This window comes from Paenibacillus sp. TSM33 (genome assembly GCF_056099025.1).
Genome location: NZ_JBLZXB010000017.1, coordinates 308,057 through 333,878, shown reverse-complemented (window position 1 = coordinate 333,878; position 25,822 = coordinate 308,057). Strand labels below are relative to the sequence as shown.

Genomic DNA, 25,822 nt, shown 5'->3' with positions numbered 1-25,822 from the left:
AAGCTATTTGGCAATAGCCACAGCATTCGCTGTTCTTTTGGTGGGTGCCTGCTGGATTCCTGTCATAATAGTTATGCGCTTATTGAGTGTTGTCGGAAGGGGAATGTCTCATTGAAGGGTTTATGAAGCTATACCAATGCCTTTTCTTCAAGATCTTTTATAATTTCTAACGCAACAAAATATCCAAAAAATAATGTTAAAATATTCTCATATCGTTTTCCTGATCCTCTTGCTCTACTTAATATTATGTTTTGACTTTCTTGTATTTCTCTTTTCTGGAGTGATAGAGAAACCACAGATGAATTGGGAGCGATCAGATCCACCATTAGAGTTGACAACTTTTTCTGAAACTCTTCAATTGGAAAGTCATTATTTTCTTTTGAGTACAGCTGCATAGTCTCAGGTGGATCTTTAAATGTAATCGGGTATTGATCGTTGAAGACACCTTCATTAGCAATTTTGTCAGCAATTAATTTACCGAAAACGATACCCGCTGCAAATGCTTGCCCAGGGATTCTTCCCATACCAAGATCACCATTAAATTGAGCTTCTCCCGTAGCAAAAACACGATTCAAGTTTATAACTTCAGCATTAGCATTGATTTCGATTCCTCCTGAAGAATAGTGCATTGTTGGTGTGATTTTGATTCTTTTATTTTTAACCACATTAGTGCTAAATCCATATTTTTTAAATCTTTCATTTAAAATATTTTCATCAGCATGGCTCATATCCAAGTACATATTCTTTTTTTGCTTGATGCAATCTAGTTCAAAATGTAAAATCTCGTCAATCATTTCGTGGTAATCATCTCGAGCTATGGCATCACATATATATTTATCTTTTAATAGTTGAATTCCTTCCTCATCTACTATTTTCCCTTGACTTAAAGATACAACTCCGCCTAATAAAATTTGTCTTCCATTGTATATTGACCAAGGATGAGACATTACTGTAGACATTCCCTTTAATCTTGCACCTATTTTTTTAGCTAAGATAAGCGTTTCTCCAGTCGAACCCGGTGAATTATCATTGTAGTTAAACTGTCCTGCATATCCTCCTGTAGCTAATATCAAATAATTAGTATATATCCTGAAAAATTGATCTAATTGTATGTCATAAAATAATGCAATAATTCCATCCTCATACTTTTCCAAATGAATCAAAATTTTATTACACAGCGGTTGTTCAATATGTTGTAATAAACAATTAATTAACTTCTTTCCTCCCTGTGATTTAATCAAACATTCAGGCATAATACCAAAAGATGTTTTCTCATAAGAGATTCCTAATTCCTCGAAAAAATTTATAACTATGTTGGAGTTTCTATATAGCGTTTCAATAACCGATCGATCTGCTCCACATTTATCAATCGTAAGATTAATAATATTATTAATATCATTCTCTGATGGAACACGTGTATTTGCGGCTGCAAGAAAGGAGTTGCTCTGTTTGGGCGCATTCTTTTTTGTTGTAATCGTGTACTTGATATTGTTTTTTGATAAATAATAAGCAACAGCAAGCCCCGAGATACCCGTACCAACAATCAAAATTGGAGTGTAGTGGTGTTCAACAGATGTTACATTTCGTTCCATCTTTCTATCTCCCTTTTTAAGATGCAGATATTATCTTCGGCTGAATCTCACAGTCCGTTTTCCACTTATATATAGATATACAATAGTAGATACAGTAATACATACAGTGATACATGCACCGTGATCTAATCTCCTTACGATAAATTGAACACGAGCGCCTTTGCAGAAAAAAGAGCCATTATACCCATCGCTAAGAAAATCTTACCGTTATTTACAATATGTTTGTTACCGATGAAGAATAGGATCTAAGTAGAATATTTTTCCTGATTGTACAAATGTATTACTTATTTTGTCAATCTAATCTGAGAAGTATTTAAACTGACTTTGAAGCATGGATATCCAAACTAATCAATCTTGGATGCCCTTAGCTTCTAGGACTGGAAGTTTCTGAATTTTTAAAAGGGCGTATTATATTACCCGGAAGCCGCTTCGAAATATATTTCAGAACATATCTTAGAGCATGAGAATATAGAAGGAACCATTATCAAAAAATAGGGAAGCTGCCTTGTGATTTTATTACTGATTCCATTTGTAAAATATGAATTTGTAAAATATGAAATGGAGGGAATGTTGTGCCACGAGCTTCGGTCATACTGCCAGTTTACAATAATGCGGCTTTTGTCTTGGAAGCAATACAGAGTATTTTGTCTCAAACTTATTCGGATTTTGAATTAATTGTTATTGATGATGGTTCGACAGATGGGTCTACCTTTCTTATTTCACAAATATCAGACCCTAGAGTGATAAAAATCTTCCATAATACTAATCGAGGGTTGATCGCTTCTTTAAACGAAGGGTTAAAAAAGGCTAATGGTGAATACATCGTTCGTATGGATAGCGATGATATTTCTACGCCAGATCGACTAGCTATACAAATCGCATATATGGATCAAAATCCATTCATTGATGTATGCGGTGCTGCTTTTACTTCAACTAGTGGAGGATCAATAAAGGTTAATCCAGCAAGTCATGACGAAATAAAAACATGGTTGCTATTTCATTGTTGTATCTGCCATCCTGCTATAATCATGCGCAATAGCATGATTCATCGGCTTGGCGTTCAATATGATAGTAATTATCCTCATGCCGAAGACTACGAACTGTGGAACCGACTAGCTTTCCAAGTACAAATGGCGAACCTCCCCATAAACGTATTGTATTATCGTCAACATAATGGACAAGTGTCCAATCAGCACAAAGCTATACAAGATGCTACCGCTCGGAGAATTCGTCAAAGACAGTTTAGCAAGTTGGGCTTGGAATTATCAGATGAAGAGAATCAGATTATGCTGGATATTCTTGAGTTTAAAATTAATCCCTACGATTATGATAGTTATATCAGAGCTTTAGGTTTTGCCAACTGGGTACTGGACCAAAACAGTAAGTATTTAGTTTATAATCAGGAACTATTAAACATGGCGTTTTCACGGTGTATATCCCATATTCCTTATTGACACGAAGATAAGCAAGTGATTCGATTGGATCGATTAAAGGAGGTTAAAACCATGGGGCATATGAAGGCGACTACGGTATGTGGACTTCTAATGCTGCAATTTTGGTGCTTTTTATCCTCTTGGTTATAATTACTAAAGCATTTTGGATTTAATTTTATGAAAAAATTGTTATGCAACACACTTTACTTTTTTTAAGGATGGTAAAAGTTGAACCCAATGGTGCATAGGTTATTTGGCAGTAGCCATAGTATTCTCTTCCTTTTGGTTAACTAAGTTTTTACAGCGTACTTAGGGAACCCTGCCATAATAGCTTGTTGCGCTTATTGGGTTCTGCTGTCAGTGATCAGCATGGACTATACATAAAAGTGTTAAATGTTAGATATAAAATTATATGCTACCATTTTGTCAGGTAAGATTATATGTTGTTAAGGATGCTTAGCGAAAAGTTATCTGTTTTATTTTAAGTTTAAAAATTGAAATCTTGCATTATTCACATAATATATTGACATATGGTCAATTTTAGAGAAAAATAGATTACAACAATATAAAAATTTTGGAATTTTTATGTGAAGGGTGGATATGACATGAAGCATACACCTACGATTCGGGCGGAACTAGATAGATACCTAAAACAAGAGGGTCTTAGCCTAACGCAATTCGGGCATATTGCAGGCATTAATAGGGGAATAGTTAGTGGCATCGTAACAGGAAATAGTTCTATGTCTGTTAACCAAATTGATAGAATCACTGAGGCTATGGGTTTACCAGAAGGCTATTTTTACGACTTATATGTAGAAAACTATATTATTGACATTCCCCCCAATATGAGGCGAATCGAACCATTTTTATATCGCTGTGCAGAGTTGGACAAGTTGGATGCGATCCGTCGAGTGGTGGGAGCTATCATGGACAATCTACTCTACTCACCCAAACTATTTGACATTGCAGAAGAATTATTAGCGCAGGGACAACATGATGCTGCATTATTGCTCTATGAGAGTGTAGCAGAAGTGGAAAAATATCAACATTCTGAACGTTTGGCCATCTGTCAGTATCGGATTTTCACGATTCAGATTGATGACGATCAAAGTCGCAATCTTAGGGCAGCCATACTTTTTGAGCCTTATGTCGAGCGCCTAGATGAAATAGAACAACTTGATGCATTGAAGGACTTAGCTAATGTGTACAGGTCTTTGCGTAAATGGGACAAGGTTGAGGAAATGGCGATAAAAATGAGAGCTAAAGCGGAAATCCAATACACTTTGAAACATCAACAGAACAGCCGAGAACGCACTGAATCTACTAAGAAGCTAACTCGCCCTATGTTTGTGTACATTACCTATGCCGATTTATTGTGTGCAAGTGCCTGTGAAGCCCGAGGCGACTATCAACAAGCTTTACAATATACATACGCCTACACAGACTTGGATTGGGTCAAAGAGACTGACGAAGATACCCAATACTGGATTAGTTTGTTTCAGCATTGGGCAGAAGGTAACACTTATGTTAATAAACTTATGTCCGGAGATACTAGTGTGCTGCTAGACTATGTTGAATATATAGGAACAACCTCCAATGAAAGTGAGAAGCTCTCAAAGTTGTTGAACATTATAATAGTAGCTAACCGATACTATTTGGATGTAGATGGTGTACTTACAAGGTTTAAAATAGACATTGATGCCTCTACTCAACTCTCGACATCTACTGATATGTACACCCAACAAGTGGTACCTGACTATATTGCATTGTTTTGTTATGAAATGGCCTATTATAATTTAAATAGGAAGAAGTACAGTGATGGTTTTAAACAATTATTATGTGCAATGGTAAAAGCACATATACTAAACAATGAAACATATTTTATAAACTGTACAGGTCTCTTTGCACATTTCCAAGCATATGCGTCTTTAGAGATCAAAGAAGAGTATTTCAAACTATTAGAAAAGGTGTGGTTAGACAATGTTGAAAAAAATGGCACTATTAATCGTTGCGAGTAGCTTTTTATTTTTTCCTGTCCTGACGCAACAAATTCAGATCCTTGTACAAATTGGAGGTGCTTAAGCACAAAGCTCTGCTAACCTTATGGTTGGTAGAGCTTTTTGATTAAAGGAATTGTTACACTATGCCCCGAATGAGTCACTACTTCAATGACCTAAATATACTGATGCTTGATAATCCAAGATGTTGCTAGTCATGATTGCTGCTTTTCTAATGTTTGCTACAAGCGTTTCAGCTTCCAGCTATGTAACCACAACTAAGTGGAAAAACGAAACCTACGCCCAAAGTGACATCATTCATACAAATGGCGGAAAAGTTAGATTACGTGGTGGTTATACTGGTTCGGGTAAAGCTACAATAATGTTTATGTACTCTGTTGATGGCACATCTAGGTAATTACTGGAGATGAAACTGCAGAACCATACGGGGAGAATAGACAACAAAAAATAGATTACTTTAGAGAAATATAATATATTATATGAAATGACAAGACTGACACAAGGCATATCGCAATAACAGTGAGCTGGGGTCGTGACCCAAAAATATTACACCGTCTGGAGTGTGAATGGTACAATATGGAACTCTGAGCCTCAGATTAATCTGAGGCTTATTTTTATGTGGACCAATTTACGAACTTATCAGAGTCACTGATAACGTGTGAACTATCAACGTTATAGAGAACGAAATCCACAAAGTTGAATGGGTTGGTGGCTGCTTTTGGTGACTCATTCCGTTCAAGGATTTAGCAAATGATTGAAGATATGCGTGTATGTAGTGCGGTCTGATGTTATTGATGGTTAATGTTTCATTCATTGCGGTCTTATCCCTTCACCAATCATTTCTTATGGAAGGAATCCTTTCCGTTCCAGCAAATCCTCTGTGGCCTTCCACAGTTTTTGCTGCATCTTGGGATCTCCTCCAGGTGAGACTGGTTTAAGAGATTTCCCGGTTCCAACGTTAAAGTATCCACCAGTTTTGTGATGGTATTCCGGCTCTACAATTAATCGGGTAATGATATCTGCTCCTCTTCGTGGATCTCCAAGACGGAGGACTTTCAATAATCGTTCTAATAGGGGGGCAAACCAAAGTTCTCGTCCCAATCCGGTAACATTGAATCCTGGGTTTAGTGCATTTACGCTGATTCCCGTATCCGACCATCGTCTTGCCAGTTCAGCAGTGAACATAATATTCAATAATTTGGTTTTTCCATAGATGGGCGATGAGCCACGAGCGGTAAAGGCAGTTGTATCCGTTAAGTCCTCGGGAAGCTGCAAAACTCCATGACGGCGTGAAGCTTCGGAGGCAACATTGACAACTCTGGCCTTGTCTACGTTCTGCAGACATGGTTTTAGTGTATGTGTTAACAGCCACGGCGATAAATAATTTATGGCAATCATTTCAGGAAACCCCTCGGGAGTGACGCGTTGCTCAAAAGCATGAATTCCTGCATTGTTTAACAGCACATCAATATAAGGGTACGCGGCGGCTATCTCACCCCCGACCCGTTTAACATCCTTCAGTACCGATAAATCTCCATAAAAAAAGTCAACCTTCGCTGATGGGCTAACCAGCTCAATCTGTTTTCTTGTAGCTTCAGCACGTTCCTTACTCCTGGCAGTCAAAACAAGATCAAAGCAGCCGCGTTTTCCCAATTCTACTGCGACTAGCTGTCCAAGACCACTGGTGGCACCTGTTATGACAACAGTAGTATTTTTAGACATCGTCATTTCTCCTTCATGTGTTACAATTTTATTGGAGTAGCTAATCCGGTGAGTTAGCACATTTGATTGACATATGCCCACTATAATGATTTAGTTGATATATGTCAACTAAATTGAGTTGTGGTTTTTTGATCGAGAGAAAGGTGATTGAGGATGAAATATAAGGAAGTTAAAATTGAACCAAGGGAGAAATTGGAAATTGAGTTGGGCGAGCAGCTTAACGCACTTATCAGTGCTTCACACGCCCTGAATGTCAGAGCTGCTGCGAAATTTGACTCCTCCTTACAACCTGCCGCCTTCCACATTGTTCGTTGGCTGTATTCTTATGGCCCGACTAATGCCGCCACTTTAGCGGAATCAACTGCGATGGATCGAAGTTCAGTGAGTCGTCTTGTCAAACAGCTCCAGTCTTTGGGGTATCTGAACAGAGAGGCTTCCCAAAGTGATGGACGGGGAGTTGTATTGTCTCTTACCGAGCATGGACAGCAAAAATTAATTGATGCGCTTAAGGAGAAAGAGAACGTTTTCTATGAACGAATTTCGGACTGGAAAGATGCGGAGCTTCATAATTTTATCCAAATGCTCAAGCAATTTAATGGACTTAATTAGAATTCAAAGAGTGGGCTAAAGCAGGATCAGCTATAATCAATTATTAGAAAATTATTGATGTGTAGTGTAATTGAATAGTCTAAATAAACGAAATCCCCGACGACCAGCTAAGGTAATGGGGATTTTTCTGTTGTTATTTCAATGTCAGCTCAAAAGAATGATATGTTCCCAACGATATGTTCATAAAAAGTTCACTTACATGAAACTATTGTTACAGCTAAAATAATCACATCCAAAAATGAAAGGTTGAATTAAATGCCAACAACTAAAAAGGAAAGCTTTTACTTCGGGGTTATTATGTGTTTCGGAATGGTCATTATTATGACCTTCTATAATCTTTTGATTAACGGATTGATTGGAAAAATTAGCTCGATTACCATTGCTGTTGAATTTCTAATTGGATTTATTATAGCGCTCGTATTAGATTTATATATCGTGGGTCCTATAGCAAAAAAAGTTGCTTTAAGTCTACCTTTTGATAAATCTAAAAAAATATTTTTAGTTATCACGATTTCAACATGCATGGTGATCGGAATGGCCTGTTCTATGTCTTTCTACGGTTTATTAACTTCAATTCTGAGTCATGGTATTGGCGCTCATTCATTATTTGAAGCATACATAGAAATTTTTATAAAGAACTTTCTTGTGGCCTATCCATTACAATTATTAATTATGGGTCCAGCTGTTCGAGCCTTGTTTATAAAATTTATAAAGAAAAGCGGGCAAGTGGGACCTTATAAAAAAGTGTTAAATTAAATAATAGAGCAAATCTATTACAGCGGTGTTAAGCTAATGAATGATGTACACCCAGAAATGCTTAAGTTATGAAAAGCTGATACAAGTGTGAGGAAGCTATAACTGGCGGATTGGTAGTTTGGTGTATCATTTAACACAAAAAAAGCAGGAAGAATTCTTCCTGCTTTTTGCTTGAAAATAATTATTAACGTCTGCGTTGTCTATCATTCACGCTAAACAGATTAACAGCCAGTGCGTTACCTCTTGCGCGCGCATTGGCTCTTTGATTGGAACGGATGTTTAATCTTCTTCTTCTCAATTCACGGTTGCAGTGTCTTCTGCTCATAATATCACCTCCCTTCAAAGAAATGAAGGTATGGTTAAATCTTAATGATGTTTATGCTTACGCTTGGAAATTTTGATATTTAATGCGTTAGTTGCGAGTGCATTTCCGCTTCCTGTTTTAGCAGCTGCGGCTTGAAAGACTTTAACGACCAGATATCTGTTTTTCCCGATGCGATGCTTATACGTTTTAACTCTATTTCTGATCATCTGCATATCTCCTTTGCTTTAGGTCTGCTATATACATATGTCAATTGTGCTAGTAATGTATCAGCATAAATCTACTAAAGATAAAAAGAAGCTAGTACCTATGTTCCTAAACGTTTAACAAAAAAAAGCTCATGCTAGCCTGCGTTTGACTTCCCGACTTTACGTTATAGGGGAAGGCTACAGTAGGTCACATGAGTTCAATTTCCATTTGTTTAGCTAATAAAAGTAAACAATTCAAGATCAGAGGGGGTACTATCTCGGATAATGGGGCGGATATGATAGTAGAGACAATATAGGTTGCTGAAAAGGAAAAGATAGTTGGAGACACACACCTAGTAAACATAAGAACAATATAAAACCGGCTCGCCTAGGCGGCCGGTTTTATATTAGCGGTAGTATAACGGGGAAGAAAGCACGATAAATCAGTGGAAGTCCCGGAAGAGTCCAACAACCTTGCCCAATATGCTGACGTGTGTCAGTCGAAGCGGTTCAAAGGCTGGATTTTCAGGTTGAAGCCGGATATGATCTTTTTCTTTGTAAAAGGTTTTAACCGTAGCCTCGTCTTCATCTGTCATAGCTACTACAATGTCTCCGTTATCAGCGGTCTGCTGCTGACGTACGATTACATAGTCTCCGTTAGCAATACCAGCTTCAATCATGCTTTCGCCTACAACAGATAACATGAATATTTTATCCTCACCAACAAAGTGTTGGGGAAGAGGAAAGTAATCTTCAATATTTTCTGTCGCCGTAATAGGAAGACCAGCGGTTACTTTGCCGACGACGGGAACACGACTAATGGAGTAATTAATCAAGTTGCTGTTATCCGATTCGTCTTGACCGAGTAATTCAATAGCCCGTGGTTTCGTAGGATCGCGGCGAATGAGTCCTTTTTTCTCCAAACGATCCAAATGACCATGAACCGTAGAACTGGAGGCCAATCCGACTGCCTCGCCTATTTCGCGCACAGAAGGGGGGTATCCCTTTAGACGCACTTCATTGCGGATAAATTCAAGAATGGCCTGCTGGCGGCTCGAAATCTTAGACATACCGTATCAACCCCATTTAGTAACGTTTGGGAAAATTATAGCATAGAACCTCCGTTCGTACAAACATAAGTTCTAAATAATCCCTAAAAAAATTCACGAACTTTTGTTCTCTTTTCTATTGAACAAAACAAACGTTCGTGTTATATTGTGAAAAACATAAGAACAAACGTTTGGAGGACGCAGCCAATTATGAAATATAGCACTTATCAAAGTATTTTCCCGATGAGTTTAGAGAATTTACAGGAGAGCCGAAAAGAGGGTAAGGTGCGTTTGCTACAGGTTATTACCAATACTCTTTTAGTCAAGCTTCTTATTCTAGTAATTATCGTTTGGGTTGCAGGGGCAGGTGTACTTACGGTTTTCGCAGCACCTTCTGTTTCTAATGAAGAAGTGATTAAGCTGACTGTACAACCTGGAGATACATTATGGCAGATTGCCGTGAATCATAAACCGGAACGAATGGATACACGGGTATATATTGAAGGAATTGTGCGTATTAACGGTTTGGAGGATCGGGGAGTGCAGGCAGGTCAGGTACTTAAGCTCCCACCCTTCTGAACGATAAGGCTATAGAGCTTGTCAGGGAGCACAATGCGGGAGCCTTGACAAGCTCTTTTCTACATGTCAAAGTGTATTATATCTTTGCTTTTATGGAGGGGACACAATTTGGATATAGACAGCTTGGTACAGCGCATTAATGAATTAGCGCGCAAAGCAAAAGCCGAAGGATTGACGGAAGAGGAAACCACGGAGCGCGCTAACCTTCGGGAAATTTATTTAGGCAACATTCGCCGTAATTTTCGGCAGCAGCTCGAAACCATTGAATTTGTAGACGATGATACGCCGAAGGGAAATGGCGGGCTGAAGCATTAATGTCGCTAAAGCCTGCATTATTTGCCTTTTGTTTTTAGGTATCTTTCTTGGTATCTATATAGATCAGCTTTAGGGCAATTGTTTTAATGTAATATTTATTGGGAAGGGAATTGAGAAATGGCCCGATCATTTGAAAGAAAAGTACGCAAAAACACAGCGCATTTAAATAAAACGCGCAAGAAACAAGGCATTCAAACCATTAACGGCGCAGGTTCAGCAATGGACATTTTCCGTGGCCGTAATATTACTGTGCCAATCATGCTGGCTGGTCTTGCTGTATTGTACATGCTTATGAGTTACTTTTTGACGAAGACTGGCATGCGGGGAATGGACTGGCTCGTATTTGGCTTGTACTTGATGCTGGCTGTGATCTTCTTCATTCGCCGTCCTTATTTAAAAGTGGGAAAAGATACCCTTTATATGTTAAAAGGTGGCAGAGAACGGCCGATGACGGCAGGGGACATGAAAGCCATCAAAATTGAAAAGGGTTACGTTACCGTTGAAAGAAAAGGGAAGGGCGGTAATTTTATTTTCACAAAATCACTAGGACGCTATGATACAGATGCCATCGCAGAGCGCCTTGAAAAGTTTGCACTATCCAATCAGATACAGGTAGATAAGAAATAACCGATTTAGCCTGTAGCTCAGTAAGAAGGCCGTATGATGTTATTTTTTCATATAACATGGTGCGGCCACTTGCTTAATATGGGCACACATAACGATCTGATTCCTGACCAAACAGACAAGCTTACATATACAGTGGAAAGAGAGTGGATAATTCATATGACGATTCAGGCGATAATGTTTGATCTTGATGATACCCTTCTGTGGGATGAACGTAGTGTAGAAGAGGCTTTTGATGCAGCGTGTCAAACAGGCTCCCGAGAAGCAGGCGCTGATCCGAAAAAGTTGGAAGAAGCCGTACGCAAGGAAGCGCGTGCTTTGTATGAGTCCTATGAAACCTTTAGTTTTACTCAAATGATTGGCATTAATCCGTTTGAAGGACTGTGGGCGAATTTTACAGCAGGTGAGCAACCTGAATTCCGCCAATTGGAACAGTTGGCTCCTGTTTATCGTAAAGAATCCTGGCGCAGAGGGCTTCAGCAACTGGGGATAGATAATGAGGAGTTGGCGGAAAAGCTAGCTGCCCAATTTGCTTCGGAAAGACGTGCACGTCCACATGTATATGAAGAAACGTTTGAGATTCTGGAACAATTGAAGGAGCAATACAAGCTGTTATTGCTGACAAATGGTTCCCCTGATCTACAACAGGAGAAGCTGGATGGAGTTCCTCAATTGGCTCCTTTTTTTGATCATGTTGTCATTTCAGGTTCTTTTGGTCGGGGCAAGCCTGATCCTTCTATATTCCAGCATGCTTTGGGACTTCTAGGAATTGAACCTGAACAAGCTTTAATGGTAGGAGATAAATTGACGACTGATATTCAAGGAGCTTTGGGAGCAGGTGTACATTCCGTGTGGGTAAATCGGAACGATAAAATCAATACTACAGAGATCAAGCCAAAGTTCCAAATCAAACATTTGTCTGAGTTGCATGGAATTATTCAATCTTTAAAGTAAGAAATCTACAGTCTTCTAAACAAGTATCAAGAAAACTCCCTTCGCTCGATATGCTACAGAGCAGAGGGAGTTTTCTTATGGACACAATACATCGTAATTATGCTGTAGTGAATGTTGGATCTTCGAACGGTTCGGCAATCCAGCCATTTTCTTCGATGAACAAGCGAACTGCGACGATCTTTTGATTTTCCATTAAAGTGAAGAAGTGAGGAGTATTTTCAGGAACGGAAATAACGTCACCTGGTGAAAGCTCTACATTAAAATAGCCGATCTCTTCAGAGCCTTTAATGATAAAAATTCCTTTACCAGCAACAATGGCACGGATTTCATCCTCGGTATGGGTGTGAATTTGTTCGAACTTGGCCAGCAGCTCCTCCAGATTCGGCGTTGCTTCAGATAAAGTGATAACGTCCCAGATTTTGTATCCGCGACGTGCGGCTAAATCTTTGATTTCAGGTTCAAATGTTTTAAGAACAGCGGCTTTTTGATCATTTGTCAGAGTAAAGTTTTCTTGCAGCTCCCTAGGCAGCTTGGAAGCATCCCAGTGTTCATACAATACCTGGTGGTTCTCCAAAAATTCACGTACTCGCTCTTCACCGCTAATTCGCTCATTCGTATTGCGTATAAAAATTTCTGCCATGTATAAATCACTCTTTTCCACTTGGATTAATGTTATATAAAGAATACCATGTCTTATCCAGTTGTACAATACAGGCTGAAACATTTATATGGGAACGACTATAGCTAAAAGATACAGTTTAAAGACGTTCGTCTATAACGATGCATACTACAAAAATAGATCAGCAATGCCGTTTGTGAAGAAGATTACCCTGCATAAAACGTATGTTTTTACTTCAATCTATCTAAATGATACGGTTTCTGCTAAACTAGGATTTAACGTTTTGCGGGGGTGAAGAAATTTTGGATAAAGTTAGCTTGCAGGATGCGTTACAACGAAGAATACTCCTTCTTGATGGGGCTATGGGCACTATGATTCAGCAGGAAGACCTTTCTGCCGCTGATTTTGGTGGGGAAGAGTTGGAAGGCTGCAACGAGATGTTGGTCTTAACAAGACCGGACGTCATTCAAGGGATTCATGAAGCATACTTGGAGGCCGGAGCAGACCTGATTGAAACGAATACATTTGGAGCGACATCCGTCGTTTTGGCGGATTACGATATACCAGAACGTGCCCGTGAAATTAATCTGGTGGCGGCCAAACTGGCGCGTAACGCGGTGGATAAATACAGTACTGCGGACAAGCCTCGTTTTGTTGTAGGAGCTATGGGGCCAACTACGAAAACCTTGTCTGTCACAGGCGGTGTTACATTTGTAGAGCTGATTGAAAGCTATCAGGAGCAGGCTTTGGCGCTTATTGAAGGTGGGGTAGATGTTCTTCTGTTGGAGACCTCACAGGATACGCTTAACGTCAAGGCAGGTAGCATTGGAATTCGTCAAGCTTTTGAGCAGACAGGGATTGAGCTTCCATTAATGATTTCTGGCACGATTGAGCCGATGGGAACAACGTTGGCCGGACAAAACATTGAATCCTTCTGCATATCACTCGAACATTTAAATCCAATCTCGATTGGACTGAATTGTGCTACAGGTCCAGAGTTTATGCGTGATCATATTCGTTCTTTGTCTGAAATGTCCTCTGCAGCTATTAGCTGTTATCCAAATGCGGGCTTGCCCGATGAAAATGGTCAATACCATGAATCGCCAGATTCATTAGCTCGTAAAATGGCTGCTTTCGCTGAAAAAGGCTGGTTGAATATTGCAGGAGGCTGTTGTGGTACTACACCAGAGCATATAAGGGTAATGAGTGAAAGTATGGCGCAGTTTGAGCCTCGTCAGCTCGTAGGTCATCATCCTCCTGCCGTATCAGGCATTGAGCCTGTGTATATTGAACAGGATAATCGTCCGTATATGGTTGGTGAGCGAACGAACGTTCTGGGTTCTCGAAAATTCAAGCGTTTGATCGTGGAAGGCAAATATGAAGAGGCGTCTGAAATTGCTCGTGCTCAGGTAAAAAGCGGAGCACATGTCATTGATATTTGTGTGCAAGATCCTGACCGTGATGAAATGATAGACATGGAAGCGTTCTTGAAACTGGTTGTAAACAAAGTGAAAGTACCATTGGTGATTGATACCACAGATATTAAAGTTATCGATAAAGCACTTCAATATTCGCAGGGTAAGGCCATTATTAACTCCATTAATTTGGAGGATGGTGAAGAGAAATTTGAGAAAATGGCTCCAATTATTCATAAATACGGGGCTGCTGTTGTTGTCGGAACGATTGATGAACGCGGACAGGCAATTGCGCGTGAGGATAAGCTTGAGGTAGCTAAACGTTCTTATGATCTGTTGGTGAACCGTTACGGTCTGGCAGCGGAGGATATCATTTTTGATACGCTCGTATTCCCAGTAGGAACAGGGGATGAGCAATATATCGGTTCGGCTAAGGAAACGATTGAGGGCATACGTATCATTAAAGAAGCGCTTCCTGGGGTCCATACCATATTGGGCATCAGTAACGTATCCTTTGGTTTACCGGAAGCGGGTCGTGAAGTGCTCAATTCTGTCTATTTGTACGAATGCACCAAAGCGGGACTGGATTATGCAATCGTAAATACGGAGAAGCTTGAACGCTATGCATCGATCCCCGAGCATGAACGGAAATTGGCGGAAGACCTGATCTATAAAACAAATGACGATACGTTATCTGCATTTGTAGCAGCTTTCCGTAACAAGAAAGTGGAGAAAAAAGAGAAGATATCAAACCTTTCGCTCGAAGAACGGCTGGCTTCCTATGTAGTGGAGGGAAGTAAGGAGGGACTGATCCCGGATCTGGAGCAAGCGCTCGCTAAATATTCTTCTCTGGAGATTATTAACGGACCGCTAATGAAAGGGATGGAAGAAGTAGGACGTCTGTTTAACAACAACGAGCTGATTGTTGCGGAGGTTCTGCAAAGCGCTGAAGTGATGAAAGCATCCGTGGCTTATTTAGAGCCGTTCATGGAGAAAAATGAATCCTCAGTAAAAGGTAAGATTTTGTTGGCTACGGTTAAAGGTGATGTGCATGATATAGGTAAGAATTTGGTGGAGATTATTCTATCCAACAATGGTTACCATATTGTAAATCTGGGTATAAAAGTACCACCAGAACGCATCATTGAGGCTTATCGTGAAGAAAAGGCTGACATGATCGGCCTGTCCGGTCTGCTTGTTAAATCGGCACAACAAATGGTGCTAACCGCGCAGGATTTGAAAAATGCGAATATTGATATTCCAATAATGGTTGGTGGAGCTGCCTTAACGCGTAAGTTTACTAAAAATCGTATTCGCCCTGAGTATGATGGGCTAGTAGCCTACGCGAAAGATGCTATGGATGGACTGGATATTGCCAATAAGCTTATGGACCCTGAGTCCCGTAAAAAAATGGCGGAGGACATGAAGGCTGAGCAGGAGGCGGAAGCGGCAACGGTCGTGGAGGCCAAGCCGCTCCCTAAGCTAACTCGGGCTGTACGCTCTAACATTGCTCAGGATTTGCCCGTCTATATCCCGCCGGATACGGATCGCCATGTACTGCGTAACTACCCCCTGAATTATATTCTGCCTTATGTGAATATGCAGATGCTGATGGGGCATCATCTTGGATTAAAAGGCAATGTTGAGCAACTGCTAGCTTCGGGGAACCCGAAAGCGATTCAGTTGAAGGAAACCGTGGATAGCATTATGTTTGAAGCTGTTACAGACGGAATTATTCAGGCGCATGCTATGTATCGGTTCTTCCCGGCTCAGTCTCAAGGAAACCAAATTCTAATCTATGATCCGTTGGATGTAAGCAAGGTACTGCACACATTTACGTTTCCACGTCAGCAGGTAGAACCTTATCTATGTCTGGCTGATTTTTTGAAATCAGTGGAATCAGGGGTTATGGACTATGTGGGTTTCATGGTTGTTACCGCTGGTCATGGCATTCAAAAGCTATCTACCCAATGGAAAGACAACGGAGATTATCTGCGCTCACATGCACTTCAAGCAGTAGCGCTCGAAGTGGCAGAAGGGTTAGCAGAACGGCTTCACCATATTATCAGGGATAGCTGGGGTTTCCCAGACCCTGCCGATATGACGATGAAACAGCGGCACGGCGCCAGATATCAAGGTATACGGGTATCCTTTGGCTATCCGGCATGTCCGGATCTGGAGGATCAGGGACCGTTGTTCCAATTGTTAAAACCTGAGGACATTGGCGTTGAGCTAACGGAAGGGTTTATGATGGAACCGGAGGCTTCAGTATCAGCCATGGTGTTCAGCCACCCTCAGGCGCAGTACTTTAACGTCGAAAAGGTTTAACACCTTTATCAGATGGGATAGCAAATACCCTCCGAGCTTCGGAGGTTTTTTGCTGGTCAGCAGGAAGAAGGTAAATGTCATGGAATTATATTTTCTCGGTACAAATGCAGGGGTACCTACAATTCAGAGAAACGTAACATCCATTGCTCTTCGTTTACTGGAGGAACGAAGAAGCATGTGGTTGTTTGACTGCGGTGAAGGCACTCAACAGGAAGTGTTGCGTTCGCCGCTCAAGCTGAGCAGACTTGAAAAAATATTCATCACTCATTTGCATGGGGATCATCTTTTTGGTCTGCCGGGCCTTTTGTCGAGCAGGGCATATCAGGGAGGTACTGCACCTCTGACGGTATATGGACCGCCTGGGCTTCAGCAATATATTGAGCTATCTTTAGGGATCAGCCAATCTCGTATCAATTACCCACTACATATTGTGGAGCATACGGGCGGGGTTATGTTTGATGATGGTCAATTTCGGGTGGAATCAGCTTTGCTGGACCATAGGATCGACAGTTATGGCTACCGAATTGTAGAGATGGATAAGCCCGGTAAGCTCAACCAAGAATTGCTGGAGCGATACGGGATCAAGCCTGGCCCAGTGTACGGTAAATTAAAGCGTGGAGAAAGCGTGGAAGTAGAGGGTGGAGTTATTTTGCATCCCCAGGATGTATTGGGTTCACCTAAAAAGGGGCGTATCATCACTATTTTAGGGGACACAAGACCTTGTCCGAATACAGTGCTGCTGGCACGAGATGCAACTGTCGTCGTTCATGAAGCCACTTTTCTACATGACCTGGCGGATACGGCGTATGAGTATCATCATAGTACGGCGCTTCAGGCAGCGGAAGCAGCCAAAGCCGCAGGCGCGGGGCAGTTAATTATGACGCATTTTAGTTCTAGGTATAAGGATCAAGAGCAGCTTCAGCCTTTGCTGAAGGAAGCGCAGAGCCTCTTCCCCAATTCATTGCTTGCGGAGCAGCATGTGTTGTTACCGGTACCTGATATCGGTCAATAAACGATTGGAGAGAAGATATGTGCATAGGTGCCGGGGCTTGCTCCGGCGCTTTTCTTTTTCACTATAAATTATTTTCCGGGAAAGCGCAGGATGCGACAAGAGGTGAGACGGCATCATTAAGGGGATGAATGAAATTGTTCTACCACATATGGAGGTATGTCATATATGAGTTTCTATATATCGAATTTAAAGGATTTAGTTGCTTGAGTATGCCCAGGAAATACAGGAAATTCCCTTTGAAGACGTAGCATCTTCGATGGATTTCGACGAAGAAATGATCTTGTGCTATGTGGAAGCCACGGCTTTTAGCGAGAGTTGACGCTATTTTGGTTGGTTTACCAGCAATTCATGGACTTCATAAGCATTTTTGACTTAAGATAGATGAGATGAATGGAAATGACCGATTATTTAATGTCCTAAGTCATTCAGGTGGTTAAATAAAAAGGAGAATACCATTCATGGGGTGAATTATTATTTTCAATGTTATGATGTATGAATTGAAGTGGGGGAGGGGATTGCGATAAAATCGTTACTAATTGATCTGGATGGAACACTTTATCATGGAAATCGGATGATCAAGGGTGCGGATCTGTTCATTTCGCGATTACGTTCACAGCAAATACCTTATGCATATGTCACAAACAATGCTTCACGTACACCCGAATCGGTGGCCGAGCATTTGATTGGTATGGGAATTGAAGCAGCTAGTTATGAAGTATATACTTCAGCGTTGGCAGCTGCACAATATGTTGCACAGCAAAGCCCTGGAGCTCATGTATATTGTATCGGTGAAACGGGATTACGCGAGGCACTCACAGGGGCTGGCTTGCAGCTTGTTCAGAATCATCCTGATTATGTGGTACAGGGGATAGATCGTCAATTTACATATGAAACGCTGGCAGCTGCCATGCGTTGGATTCGTGAGGGAGCTACATTTATTTTGACAAATCCGGATCTACAATTGCCTTCGCATGACGGACTTACACCAGGTGCAGGTACCATTGGAGCTGCCATTGAAGCTGCTTCACAGGTCAAACCGGTCGTCATCGGCAAGCCTTCAAGCGTGCTAATGAATTATGCACTGAATCGCTTGAACATTAGAGCGGATGAAGCTCTGGTTGTGGGCGATAATATGCTTACAGATATTGCGGCAGGTGCAGCAGCAGGTTGTAAAACAGCTCTGATTCTGACGGGTGTGACGACTCGCGCTAATTTGGATGAACATATTCGTGCCGTTGGAGTAAAACCTGATCTGATGTTTGAAAATTTGGACGAACTGCAGGAATGGATAAAAGAAGAACTGGAGTCATAAAAAATATATGTTTTAGAAATTTGCGAGAATTAAAAGCTATGTAGCTACGAAAGGAAAGATGTTGATATGCCGGAACTTCCCGAAATGGAAAACTACAGAATCTTATTATCGAAACAAATTTTGGACATTCCGATTACTGGAGTGGCGGTTAGCCGTGAAAAGTCCATTAATACTGAAGTGGAAACCTTTAAGAAGCAATTGATGGGTGCGACCGTTGTATATTTAGAGCGTCGAGGCAAGCATTTGATTTTTCATTTAAATACGGGAAAACGGCTTGTGCTCCATCTGATGTTGGGAGGACTGTTGTATCTGGGAACGGAGGAGCAACGTCCAGACCGCACAGTTCAGATCGAATTGGATTTTAGCGGAGTGAAGCTTTATTTTATCGGACTGCGCTTAGGTTATCTACACTTGCTGACGGCTAAAGAAACAGATGAAGCTTTGTCAGACCTGGGACCCGATCCGTTAGACCGTCGTATGACGTTGGAGAATTTTACAGCACGTCTAAAAGGACGACGGGGAATTTTGAAAACAACACTGGTAAATCAGCAAGTTTTTTCGGGGATTGGAAATTGCTATTCGGACGAAATTGCTTATATCGCTGGATTTACACCGGGTTCCAAGGTACAAAACATTGTACAGTCTCCAGAAAAAGTGGAAAAGCTATATCATGCTACTCAATCCGTACTTCGTGAAGCTACTGCGGAGGGCGGTTATATGGAAATGCCTCTAATGGAGGGAGACACGCTCACAGGTGGCTTTGATCATCAGTGTCGAGTATATGACCGTGAAGGAGAAGAATCTCCAAGCGGTGGGAAAATTGTAAGAGTCGAGCTGGCGGGGAAAAAAGCATTTTATTGCCCGGTGCAGCAGCATGATGCCTAAATTGCTTATCGGCTCCCACGTGAGTACGCGTGGTGGCTTTTCCAAAGCTGCTATACGTGCACGAGAGCAGGGAGGACGCTCATTTCAATATTTTCCGAAAAATCCTCGTAGTCTCAGGCTGAAGGAGTGGAGTTCAATAGATGCTGCTGCTTGCAAAGCTTACTGCTCAGAGCACCAGCTTCAATCCATTGCTCATTCACCATATCCCGTTAATCCAGCTTATGGTCGCGAACGCGGTCAGGAACTTTATGAGCTGATGGTTGCTTCATTACGCAATGATTTGGATATTGCTGAAGCCTGCGGATCGAAGGGGATAGTTGTTCATTTTGGGCATATGCATTCATCTGACCCGCTGAAGGGCTATCGTAATATTATTAACTGTCTGAATGATGTGCTGGAAGACTGGCAGGGAAATGCAAAAATATTAATTGAAAATCAGGCGGGGGATCACGGTCCCATGGGAACCACGCTGGAGGAAATGGTTCAAATTCGCCAGTTGTGTCGAGATCCTGACAGCATTGGATTTTGCCTGGATACTTGTCATGCGTATGCAGCGGGATTGTGGAACGGTAGAATGGACGAAGCTTTGCTTGAAAAAGGGGATCGCCTCGGCTATTGGTCAGCGCTGTGCGGAGTTCATTTGAACGATTCCAAATACCCGTACGGCTCTAAAAAAGATAGACATGCGCGCGTGGGGCAAGGTTACATTGGTACTGAAGGCATGCGCTGGATAACAGAACAAGAAGCCGTAAGAGGTATTCCTGTCGTTTTGGAGAGTGAGGCTGGACCTGATGGGACCCATCAGGAAGATATTCAAATGGTTCAAAGCTGGCAGTAAATTGTTCAGATGATAAAAGTTAACTAAGAGGTTTATGTAAGCTTACATTTTGGGAAGAAGGAGGAGAAGTTGATGTATTTGTTTATGGACGATTATCGACCTTGTCCTCCAGGTTTTAAACTGGCAAGGGACGCGGATGAGTGTCTGCTTCTGCTTCATGAATATCCTATTTCGATACTATCGTTAGATTATGATTTGGGCCCGGGTCAACCGACGGGAAAGGATGTTGCTGCTGCTATTGCAAGTAAACAGTTATATCCGCGTGAAATTTACTTGCATTCCTCCAGTCCGCAGGGGCGGCAAGCCATGTATGAACTGCTTTATGCGAATAAGCCGGAGGGAGTCACTGTTCATAACGGGCCGATTCCTGAGGTGCGTATGCAAGAGATCATAAACGAGTCTAAGCGATGAAAGAGATCGGACAAAAAGAGGTACGCCGTGCCACATGGGAGGGATGCAAGCTGGCTTTGTTTGTATACACTCCCATGTGCGGAACATGCGCGGCTGCCCGTAGAATGTTGGAGGTAGCAGAGCATTTGCTCCCCGAAGGAGCAGTGGCGCAAAGCAACATTAACTATATTCCTGAACTGGTGCAGGAGTATCGGATTTCCAGCGTCCCCGCGCTTCTTATATATAATGGTGAAAACAAAAATCCTGAAATCATCTACAAAATGGAATCTGTAGAACACTTGCTGAGCAGGATAAGGAGCGTGATGGAATGATATCCATGAAGAACATTACATTGCAGCGGGAAGAAAGACGTATCTTGGACGATGTAAGCCTAGAAATACGAGAAGGTGAACATTGGGCTATTCTGGGTCGAAATGGTTCCGGCAAAACAACATTGTTGGAAATGATGACAGGGTATATGTTTCCAAGTCGAGGTACGGTTGAGGTGCTTGGGCAAACGTATGGTCAATGTGATGTGCGGGAAGTTCGCAAGCAGATCGGATACATTAGCCAGACATTACTGGAAAAGCTGGCGCTAAAAGATCCCGTTTGGGAAGTGGTGGCTACAGGTGCGTATGCTTTTTTGCGTTTTTATCAGGAGATTCCCACGGAGGCAAAAGAAAAAGCCGTATCTCTTCTGGAGGGTATGAATTTAGGTGATCTGATTCATCACCCGTTAGGCACATTATCTCAAGGAGAGCGTAAAAAGGTAATGCTGGCCCGCTCACTGATGGCTGAACCTCGTCTGCTGATTATGGATGAGCCTTGTGCCGGGTTGGATTTATTTGAACGGGAAAAGATGTTGGTCGAGATTGATCGGCTTCGCAAGCGGAACTTATCAGTGATCTATGTAACTCATCACATTGAGGAGATTGTCCCCCTCTTTACACATGTTGCACTTATTCGGGATGGTCAGGTTGCAGCTGCTGGACCGAAAAGAGAAGTTTTAACAAAAGAATTGATTATGCACACTTATGAAGTTCCAGTTGAGCTGGAATGGGATGGTGAACGTCCCTGGATTCGGGTGTGCACTGGAGGGTAACGTTATTTTGGAAGAACTAAACGTGAATACAGATGAACAGAGTGAGTCCACTTTGTCGACATCAAGATTTGTTTGTACGGCCAACCATGGTTTTGCGCCCTATGCTCAAGAGGAGCTTAGAAGATTATTTGGGTCTGTAAAAAGTACGATGCTTCTACCTGGTGAAATTTTTCTAGCAACATTACCTGCGCAAGAAATTGAGGCAGTGAAGACGATTACAGGTCAGCCACCGATGTTTCTGCGTCACTTGTTTCCTGTTCATTTTCAGGAGGAAGGTACGGATCTGGTTCAAGTGCAAGAGCGTCTGGTTGCATTTATCCGTAACCGCAGGGAATTGATAGATCAACGTGTTTCTTTGCAAGTACGCAAAGGATCTAATAGTAGTTGGACTGAAAGCGCAGGTGCGCTCAAGCTAGCTTTGAGTGAACAATTAAATGATCTACCTATGGAGTTGGTAGTACAAGGCGCCGATGTTATTGTGTCCGTTTTTGCAGATACGGATGCGTGGTACGCAGGAGTATCACATCCTCAGGACAACCTATCGGATTGGAGCGGAGGTGCAGTTCGTTTTCAGAAGGAAGACGGACAGATCTCTCGTGCCAAGTTCAAGCTACTGGAAGCAGAAGCAACATTCGGCATTGATTTTAGCGCTTTCCATCAGGGACTGGATATTGGGGCAGCACCGGGGGGATGGACTTCCTTCTTGCTGGAGCGTGGACTGAAAGTTACAGCGGTTGATCCGGCCAAGATGGAGCCATCGCTGATGAAGTACGCCAATCTGACATTTTTGCGTAAAAATGCAAGTGAAGTCAAATTCAAAGAGAATTCGTTCGATCTGCTGGTTTGTGATATGAGCTGGAGTCCAAAACAGATGGCAAGGCTCGTTACTGATCTACTATATAGTTTGCGGAGTGGTGGTACGGCTATCGTAACAGTCAAGCTAATGCATAAAAAGCCCTTGGCGCTCATTCATGATGTGATTGCTTCATTTGAGGAGTCCGGCATGCAGATTCAGCGAGCTAAGCAGCTTTTCCATAACCGAGACGAGATTACCCTGTATATGATCAAGTATGGAAAATAATTCTTTACAATAGATACAGGTGTGCTATATAATAAAGCCAAATTGTTCCTTTAACAAAATAATTGTGTTAAATCAAGGGAAAGCATCCCGCGAAAATTGTTTTCATGTCAGCATGAAGACTTCATTTTGCGGTGGCTTTCCCTTTTTTGCGTTGTCTGCTTATAGAAGGGAGGTAAGAGAATGATGAATCAACCATCACAATTAGAGTTCGGGTCAATTGTCGGTGAGCGTTACCGAATTATTCGCACGTTAGGTTCGGGAGGCATGAGCCGCGTGTTCATGGCCGAAGATTTAAAGCTACCGGGCAAGCATTGGGCAGTGAAGGAATCGATTGCCGATCCAAAAATAATGAAGATTGTACGGACGGAAGCCGAAATGTTAATTTCGCTGAGCCATCCACGTTTACCGAGAATTGTTGATTTTTTTGAATATCCTCCATCTGGTGCGGTATATCTGGTTATGGACTACATCGAAGGAATTACACTGGAAGCATACATGAGGGGCTACCAAGGCTATATTCCACAGGAGCAAATCATTCCATTCGCTCTGCAGGTACTGGATGTTCTTGATTATTTGCATACTCGTCAATTGCCAGTCATTTATCGGGACCTCAAACCGGCGAATATTATGCTGACACCGGAAATGGAATTTAAGCTAATCGATTTTGGGATAGCGAGGAGTTATAAGTCCCAGCTGGATCAGGATACGATCAAGCTGGGCACAGTAGGCTTTGCTGCCCCAGAGCAATATGGAACAGGACAGACGGATGCTCGCTCGGACCTGTACAGTCTGGGGGCGTTACTATTGTATTTATGTACAGGTGGTAAATATAGCGAGTGGACAGCAGGAGTTGAAGGGTATATTCGCGGGGAGTTGCCTCGACATTTGATTCCGATAATTCGAAAGCTGCTGCGGCATCATCCTGAGGAACGATTTCAGTCTGCTGAGGAGGTCATTGGAGAACTGAGGCGCAGTGCTGATTTTAAGCCTGCTCAACCAGGAAAATCTATTAGTAATTCAATGGATTATGCTGGAACAAGGGTAGTGGCTGTGCTGGGTGTATCTTCCGGCTCCGGTGCTACGCACACAGCAATTGCGGTGAGCCACTATTTGGCTCGAAGGACCCACTCCGTAGCCTTGGTTGAGCTACATAGTACAGCTAAGGCATTTGCCCGACTGCAAGAAGTCGTGGAAGGCATACCTGTTGGTCAAGCGAGTTCAAGTCGGCGTTTTGAAGTCGATGGAGTCCATTATTGGCGGCAAACATCTCGTGCGGATGTCATTTCTTTGCTGGGCGGCTCCTACAGATTTATCGTACTGGACTTGGGGAATGGGCAGGACAATGAACGACTGGAAGAATTTTTGAGAGCCGATTACCCGCTAGTTGTTGGCTCAGGTGCCGAATGGAGAGTGCAGGATATAACGGGCCTAGCCCGATCTCTTCAGCGTCATCCGCAACACAAATGGAACTACTGCTTGCCATTGGCACCCTCGGGGGCTGTACGCAGGCTACGAAAGGAGCTAGATCACGATAAAGTATTTGCGCTGCCGTTCCATTCAGACCCTTTCGAACGGGATGATGAAATGGATCAGGTATTGGACGAGCTTTTTCGTGGAGTCATTACAGACACTCGGAAAAGACGTTTCAGATTCCTTAAACGGCAGCACTAAATAGACAGATATATACCAAAAAGAGGTAGGGGAGAAGCTGTGTGTCCAAGCTAAGAAAAAGCAGCAAACAAAAACTATACGCAGGTTGTATTGGCGCAGGAATTGTAGGCATGATCTTTGTGGGCTACCTTATGGTGAATATCCATCAAATGAGTGAGATTAGGAAACAGGCAGAGGTGGAGGCAGAGCAGAAATGGAAACTCTATGAACAAGAGCAACGGACCGCGAAAACAGGCTGGACGGTTGTTCGTGACATTTCAGCAGGCGAGAAGATTACATCTAATGACTTGAAGGGAATTAAGGTTCCTGGTTCTCAAGCCCCGACTAATTTGTTAGCAAATAAAAGTGAAGTTTCTGGCACCACAGCTAAGATAGAACTAAAAAAAGGATCTGTGCTTACATCGGCTATGATTACTGCTGATGAACCCACACCTAAGGATCTACGCAACCGTGAGTTAAAAGTGGTGGTACTGCCCAGCAGCCTGAAGTCAGGGGACGAAGTAGATATCCGCATTCAATTTCCAACAGGTCAGGATTACATTTTATTATCCAAAAAGAAGATTTCCCGGCTGGAAGGTTCAACCGTATGGGTTACTATGAATGAGCAGGAAATATTAGCGCTTTCGAGTGCAATTGTAGATGCCTATCTGCATAAAGCATCCATTTATGCTCTGACATATGTAGATCCCCAATTTCAGCCCAAGGCCATCCCGACCTATCCGCCTAATGCACAGGTGTTAGCGTTAATGAATAGTGATCCGAATTTAGTCCATGTTGCTGAACAAAAACTGTCCAAGCAGCTACGAGATTCTCTAGAAAATGCAATTAGTTCATCAAACAATAAGATTTCAACACCTGTGGAAAGAGGTCTAAGTGAGGAGGTTGCAGCTCAGCATGGAGGCGCATCTATAGAAGACTCAGCAAGAGGGATTGATGATACAGGAAGTGAAGAACAGGATCACATAGAACAAACGAAGATTCTAACAGGGCGGCAGCTCTGATCCGTAT

Annotated in this window: 26 protein-coding genes; 20 read left to right on the top strand and 6 right to left on the bottom strand. The window is 42.1% G+C overall.

All coding sequences use genetic code 11. From position 1 onward, the window contains the following. Window positions 1-128 precede the first annotated feature (128 nt). Entirely contained in the window at window positions 129-1,592 is a 1,464-nt protein-coding gene (locus ACN6NF_RS13370; protein ID WP_474318137.1) for an FAD-binding protein, read from the bottom strand. A 572-nt stretch (window positions 1,593-2,164) separates the two neighbouring features. Here ACN6NF_RS13370 and ACN6NF_RS13365 point away from each other — a divergent pair. The 3 genes from ACN6NF_RS13365 (at window position 2,165) to ACN6NF_RS13355 (ending at window position 5,043) form a co-directional block, all read left to right on the top strand. Next, on the top strand, window positions 2,165-3,046 hold the full coding sequence (locus ACN6NF_RS13365) for a glycosyltransferase family 2 protein (protein WP_474318136.1): 882 nt from the start codon (window positions 2,165-2,167) through the stop codon (window positions 3,044-3,046). Window positions 3,047-3,123: 77 nt separating this feature from the next. Further along, window positions 3,124-3,198 (top strand): YjcZ family sporulation protein, encoded by a 75-nt coding sequence (locus tag ACN6NF_RS13360; RefSeq protein ID WP_474319056.1) that lies wholly within the window; start codon window positions 3,124-3,126, stop codon window positions 3,196-3,198. A 432-nt stretch (window positions 3,199-3,630) separates the two neighbouring features. Further along, on the top strand, window positions 3,631-5,043 hold the full coding sequence (locus tag ACN6NF_RS13355) for a helix-turn-helix domain-containing protein (RefSeq protein WP_474318135.1): 1,413 nt from the start codon (window positions 3,631-3,633) through the stop codon (window positions 5,041-5,043). A gap of 843 nt (window positions 5,044-5,886) precedes the next feature. Here the strand turns inward: ACN6NF_RS13355 and ACN6NF_RS13350 are convergent. After that, window positions 5,887-6,765 carry an SDR family NAD(P)-dependent oxidoreductase gene (locus ACN6NF_RS13350; RefSeq protein ID WP_474318134.1) on the bottom strand — a complete coding sequence of 293 codons (879 nt, stop codon included), beginning with the start codon at window positions 6,763-6,765 and terminating at the stop codon, window positions 5,887-5,889. 153 nt (window positions 6,766-6,918) lie between these two features. On the opposite strand from ACN6NF_RS13350, the gene ACN6NF_RS13345 reads away from it, so the two are divergent. Both ACN6NF_RS13345 and ACN6NF_RS13340 read left to right on the top strand, forming a co-directional pair. Continuing rightward, complete coding sequence (locus ACN6NF_RS13345; protein ID WP_474318133.1) at window positions 6,919-7,374, top strand: MarR family winged helix-turn-helix transcriptional regulator; 456 nt, start codon at window positions 6,919-6,921, stop codon at window positions 7,372-7,374. A 255-nt stretch (window positions 7,375-7,629) separates the two neighbouring features. Continuing rightward, window positions 7,630-8,130, top strand: a complete 501-nt coding sequence (locus ACN6NF_RS13340) for a DUF2798 domain-containing protein (protein ID WP_474318132.1) — start codon at window positions 7,630-7,632, stop codon at window positions 8,128-8,130. Window positions 8,131-8,314: 184 nt separating this feature from the next. Here ACN6NF_RS13340 and ACN6NF_RS13335 read toward each other — a convergent pair whose 3' ends face one another. The 3 genes from ACN6NF_RS13335 to lexA form a co-directional block, all read right to left on the bottom strand. Beyond that, complete coding sequence (locus tag ACN6NF_RS13335) at window positions 8,315-8,455, bottom strand: hypothetical protein (protein WP_430189867.1); 141 nt, start codon at window positions 8,453-8,455, stop codon at window positions 8,315-8,317. Window positions 8,456-8,496: 41 nt separating this feature from the next. After that, the gene (locus tag ACN6NF_RS13330) at window positions 8,497-8,661 is read right to left on the bottom strand and encodes a hypothetical protein (protein WP_016821950.1); all 165 of its coding nucleotides are present in this window, start codon (window positions 8,659-8,661) and stop codon (window positions 8,497-8,499) included. A 422-nt stretch (window positions 8,662-9,083) separates the two neighbouring features. After that, a complete protein-coding gene (lexA, locus tag ACN6NF_RS13325) occupies window positions 9,084-9,710 on the bottom strand; it encodes a transcriptional repressor LexA (protein WP_013310545.1) in 627 nt (208 codons plus the stop codon). Between the two features lie 189 nt (window positions 9,711-9,899). Here lexA and ACN6NF_RS13320 point away from each other — a divergent pair, with 189 nt between their 5' ends. The 4 genes from ACN6NF_RS13320 to ACN6NF_RS13305 all read left to right on the top strand — a co-directional run bounded on the left by ACN6NF_RS13320 (window position 9,900) and on the right by ACN6NF_RS13305 (window position 12,161). Then, window positions 9,900-10,268 (top strand): LysM peptidoglycan-binding domain-containing protein, encoded by a 369-nt coding sequence (locus ACN6NF_RS13320; protein ID WP_474318131.1) that lies wholly within the window; start codon window positions 9,900-9,902, stop codon window positions 10,266-10,268. A gap of 108 nt (window positions 10,269-10,376) precedes the next feature. Further along, on the top strand, window positions 10,377-10,583 hold the full coding sequence (locus ACN6NF_RS13315) for a DUF896 domain-containing protein (protein ID WP_474318130.1): 207 nt from the start codon (window positions 10,377-10,379) through the stop codon (window positions 10,581-10,583). A 117-nt stretch (window positions 10,584-10,700) separates the two neighbouring features. Further along, the gene (locus ACN6NF_RS13310; RefSeq protein ID WP_013371492.1) at window positions 10,701-11,210 is read left to right on the top strand and encodes a hypothetical protein; all 510 of its coding nucleotides are present in this window, start codon (window positions 10,701-10,703) and stop codon (window positions 11,208-11,210) included. Window positions 11,211-11,366: 156 nt separating this feature from the next. Beyond that, complete coding sequence (locus ACN6NF_RS13305; protein WP_474319055.1) at window positions 11,367-12,161, top strand: HAD family hydrolase; 795 nt, start codon at window positions 11,367-11,369, stop codon at window positions 12,159-12,161. A gap of 97 nt (window positions 12,162-12,258) precedes the next feature. On the opposite strand, the gene ACN6NF_RS13300 is transcribed toward ACN6NF_RS13305, so the two are convergent. Beyond that, entirely contained in the window at window positions 12,259-12,801 is a 543-nt protein-coding gene (locus tag ACN6NF_RS13300; protein ID WP_474318129.1) for a cupin domain-containing protein, read from the bottom strand. 281 nt (window positions 12,802-13,082) lie between these two features. Here ACN6NF_RS13300 and metH point away from each other — a divergent pair, with 281 nt between their 5' ends. The 11 genes from metH (at window position 13,083) to ACN6NF_RS13245 (ending at window position 25,815) form a co-directional block, all read left to right on the top strand. Continuing rightward, a complete protein-coding gene (metH, locus tag ACN6NF_RS13295; RefSeq protein ID WP_474318128.1) occupies window positions 13,083-16,523 on the top strand; it encodes a methionine synthase in 3,441 nt (1,146 codons plus the stop codon). A 79-nt stretch (window positions 16,524-16,602) separates the two neighbouring features. After that, window positions 16,603-17,535 (top strand): ribonuclease Z, encoded by a 933-nt coding sequence (gene rnz, locus ACN6NF_RS13290; protein WP_474318127.1) that lies wholly within the window; start codon window positions 16,603-16,605, stop codon window positions 17,533-17,535. A 502-nt stretch (window positions 17,536-18,037) separates the two neighbouring features. Further along, window positions 18,038-18,847 (top strand): TIGR01457 family HAD-type hydrolase, encoded by an 810-nt coding sequence (locus ACN6NF_RS13285; RefSeq protein WP_474318126.1) that lies wholly within the window; start codon window positions 18,038-18,040, stop codon window positions 18,845-18,847. A 66-nt stretch (window positions 18,848-18,913) separates the two neighbouring features. Continuing rightward, window positions 18,914-19,732, top strand: coding sequence for an Fpg/Nei family DNA glycosylase (locus ACN6NF_RS13280; protein WP_474318125.1), 819 nt, complete (start codon window positions 18,914-18,916; stop codon window positions 19,730-19,732). Further along, window positions 19,722-20,570 (top strand): deoxyribonuclease IV, encoded by an 849-nt coding sequence (locus ACN6NF_RS13275; RefSeq protein WP_474318124.1) that lies wholly within the window; start codon window positions 19,722-19,724, stop codon window positions 20,568-20,570. The genes ACN6NF_RS13280 and ACN6NF_RS13275 overlap by 11 nt, the downstream gene beginning before the upstream one ends. A gap of 72 nt (window positions 20,571-20,642) precedes the next feature. Then, window positions 20,643-20,981: a cyclic-phosphate processing receiver domain-containing protein gene (locus ACN6NF_RS13270; protein WP_474318123.1), complete on the top strand. Its 339-nt coding sequence runs from the start codon at window positions 20,643-20,645 to the stop codon at window positions 20,979-20,981. Continuing rightward, window positions 20,978-21,292 carry a thioredoxin family protein gene (locus ACN6NF_RS13265; RefSeq protein WP_474318122.1) on the top strand — a complete coding sequence of 105 codons (315 nt, stop codon included), beginning with the start codon at window positions 20,978-20,980 and terminating at the stop codon, window positions 21,290-21,292. The genes ACN6NF_RS13270 and ACN6NF_RS13265 overlap by 4 nt, the downstream gene beginning before the upstream one ends. Continuing rightward, entirely contained in the window at window positions 21,289-22,062 is a 774-nt protein-coding gene (locus ACN6NF_RS13260) for an ABC transporter ATP-binding protein (RefSeq protein WP_474318121.1), read from the top strand. Before ACN6NF_RS13265 ends, ACN6NF_RS13260 begins: the two co-directional genes overlap by 4 nt. A 22-nt stretch (window positions 22,063-22,084) precedes the next feature. After that, the gene (locus tag ACN6NF_RS13255; RefSeq protein ID WP_474319054.1) at window positions 22,085-23,143 is read left to right on the top strand and encodes a 23S rRNA (cytidine(2498)-2'-O)-methyltransferase RlmM; all 1,059 of its coding nucleotides are present in this window, start codon (window positions 22,085-22,087) and stop codon (window positions 23,141-23,143) included. Between the two features lie 180 nt (window positions 23,144-23,323). After that, entirely contained in the window at window positions 23,324-24,814 is a 1,491-nt protein-coding gene (locus ACN6NF_RS13250) for a serine/threonine protein kinase (RefSeq protein ID WP_474318120.1), read from the top strand. 41 nt (window positions 24,815-24,855) lie between these two features. Further along, on the top strand, window positions 24,856-25,815 hold the full coding sequence (locus tag ACN6NF_RS13245; RefSeq protein WP_474318119.1) for an SAF domain-containing protein: 960 nt from the start codon (window positions 24,856-24,858) through the stop codon (window positions 25,813-25,815). The last annotated feature ends 7 nt before the right edge of the window (window positions 25,816-25,822 follow it).

Coding starts and splice junctions, on each gene's coding strand:
- ACN6NF_RS13275 (WP_474318124.1), top strand. CDS start 19,722: ATGATGCCTAAATTGCTTATCGGCTCCCACGTGAGTACGCGTGGTGGC.
- ACN6NF_RS13265 (WP_474318122.1), top strand. CDS start 20,978: ATGAAAGAGATCGGACAAAAAGAGGTACGCCGTGCCACATGGGAGGGA.
- ACN6NF_RS13370 (WP_474318137.1), bottom strand. CDS start 1,592: ATGGAACGAAATGTAACATCTGTTGAACACCACTACACTCCAATTTTG.
- ACN6NF_RS13300 (WP_474318129.1), bottom strand. CDS start 12,801: ATGGCAGAAATTTTTATACGCAATACGAATGAGCGAATTAGCGGTGAA.
- ACN6NF_RS13260 (WP_474318121.1), top strand. CDS start 21,289: ATGATATCCATGAAGAACATTACATTGCAGCGGGAAGAAAGACGTATC.
- ACN6NF_RS13350 (WP_474318134.1), bottom strand. CDS start 6,765: ATGTCTAAAAATACTACTGTTGTCATAACAGGTGCCACCAGTGGTCTT.
- ACN6NF_RS13250 (WP_474318120.1), top strand. CDS start 23,324: ATGATGAATCAACCATCACAATTAGAGTTCGGGTCAATTGTCGGTGAG.
- ACN6NF_RS13335 (WP_430189867.1), bottom strand. CDS start 8,455: ATGAGCAGAAGACACTGCAACCGTGAATTGAGAAGAAGAAGATTAAAC.
- ACN6NF_RS13270 (WP_474318123.1), top strand. CDS start 20,643: ATGTATTTGTTTATGGACGATTATCGACCTTGTCCTCCAGGTTTTAAA.
- rnz (WP_474318127.1), top strand. CDS start 16,603: ATGGAATTATATTTTCTCGGTACAAATGCAGGGGTACCTACAATTCAG.
- ACN6NF_RS13280 (WP_474318125.1), top strand. CDS start 18,914: ATGCCGGAACTTCCCGAAATGGAAAACTACAGAATCTTATTATCGAAA.
- ACN6NF_RS13340 (WP_474318132.1), top strand. CDS start 7,630: ATGCCAACAACTAAAAAGGAAAGCTTTTACTTCGGGGTTATTATGTGT.
- ACN6NF_RS13355 (WP_474318135.1), top strand. CDS start 3,631: ATGAAGCATACACCTACGATTCGGGCGGAACTAGATAGATACCTAAAA.
- ACN6NF_RS13305 (WP_474319055.1), top strand. CDS start 11,367: ATGACGATTCAGGCGATAATGTTTGATCTTGATGATACCCTTCTGTGG.
- ACN6NF_RS13330 (WP_016821950.1), bottom strand. CDS start 8,661: ATGATCAGAAATAGAGTTAAAACGTATAAGCATCGCATCGGGAAAAAC.
- ACN6NF_RS13345 (WP_474318133.1), top strand. CDS start 6,919: ATGAAATATAAGGAAGTTAAAATTGAACCAAGGGAGAAATTGGAAATT.
- lexA (WP_013310545.1), bottom strand. CDS start 9,710: ATGTCTAAGATTTCGAGCCGCCAGCAGGCCATTCTTGAATTTATCCGC.
- ACN6NF_RS13320 (WP_474318131.1), top strand. CDS start 9,900: ATGAAATATAGCACTTATCAAAGTATTTTCCCGATGAGTTTAGAGAAT.
- ACN6NF_RS13310 (WP_013371492.1), top strand. CDS start 10,701: ATGGCCCGATCATTTGAAAGAAAAGTACGCAAAAACACAGCGCATTTA.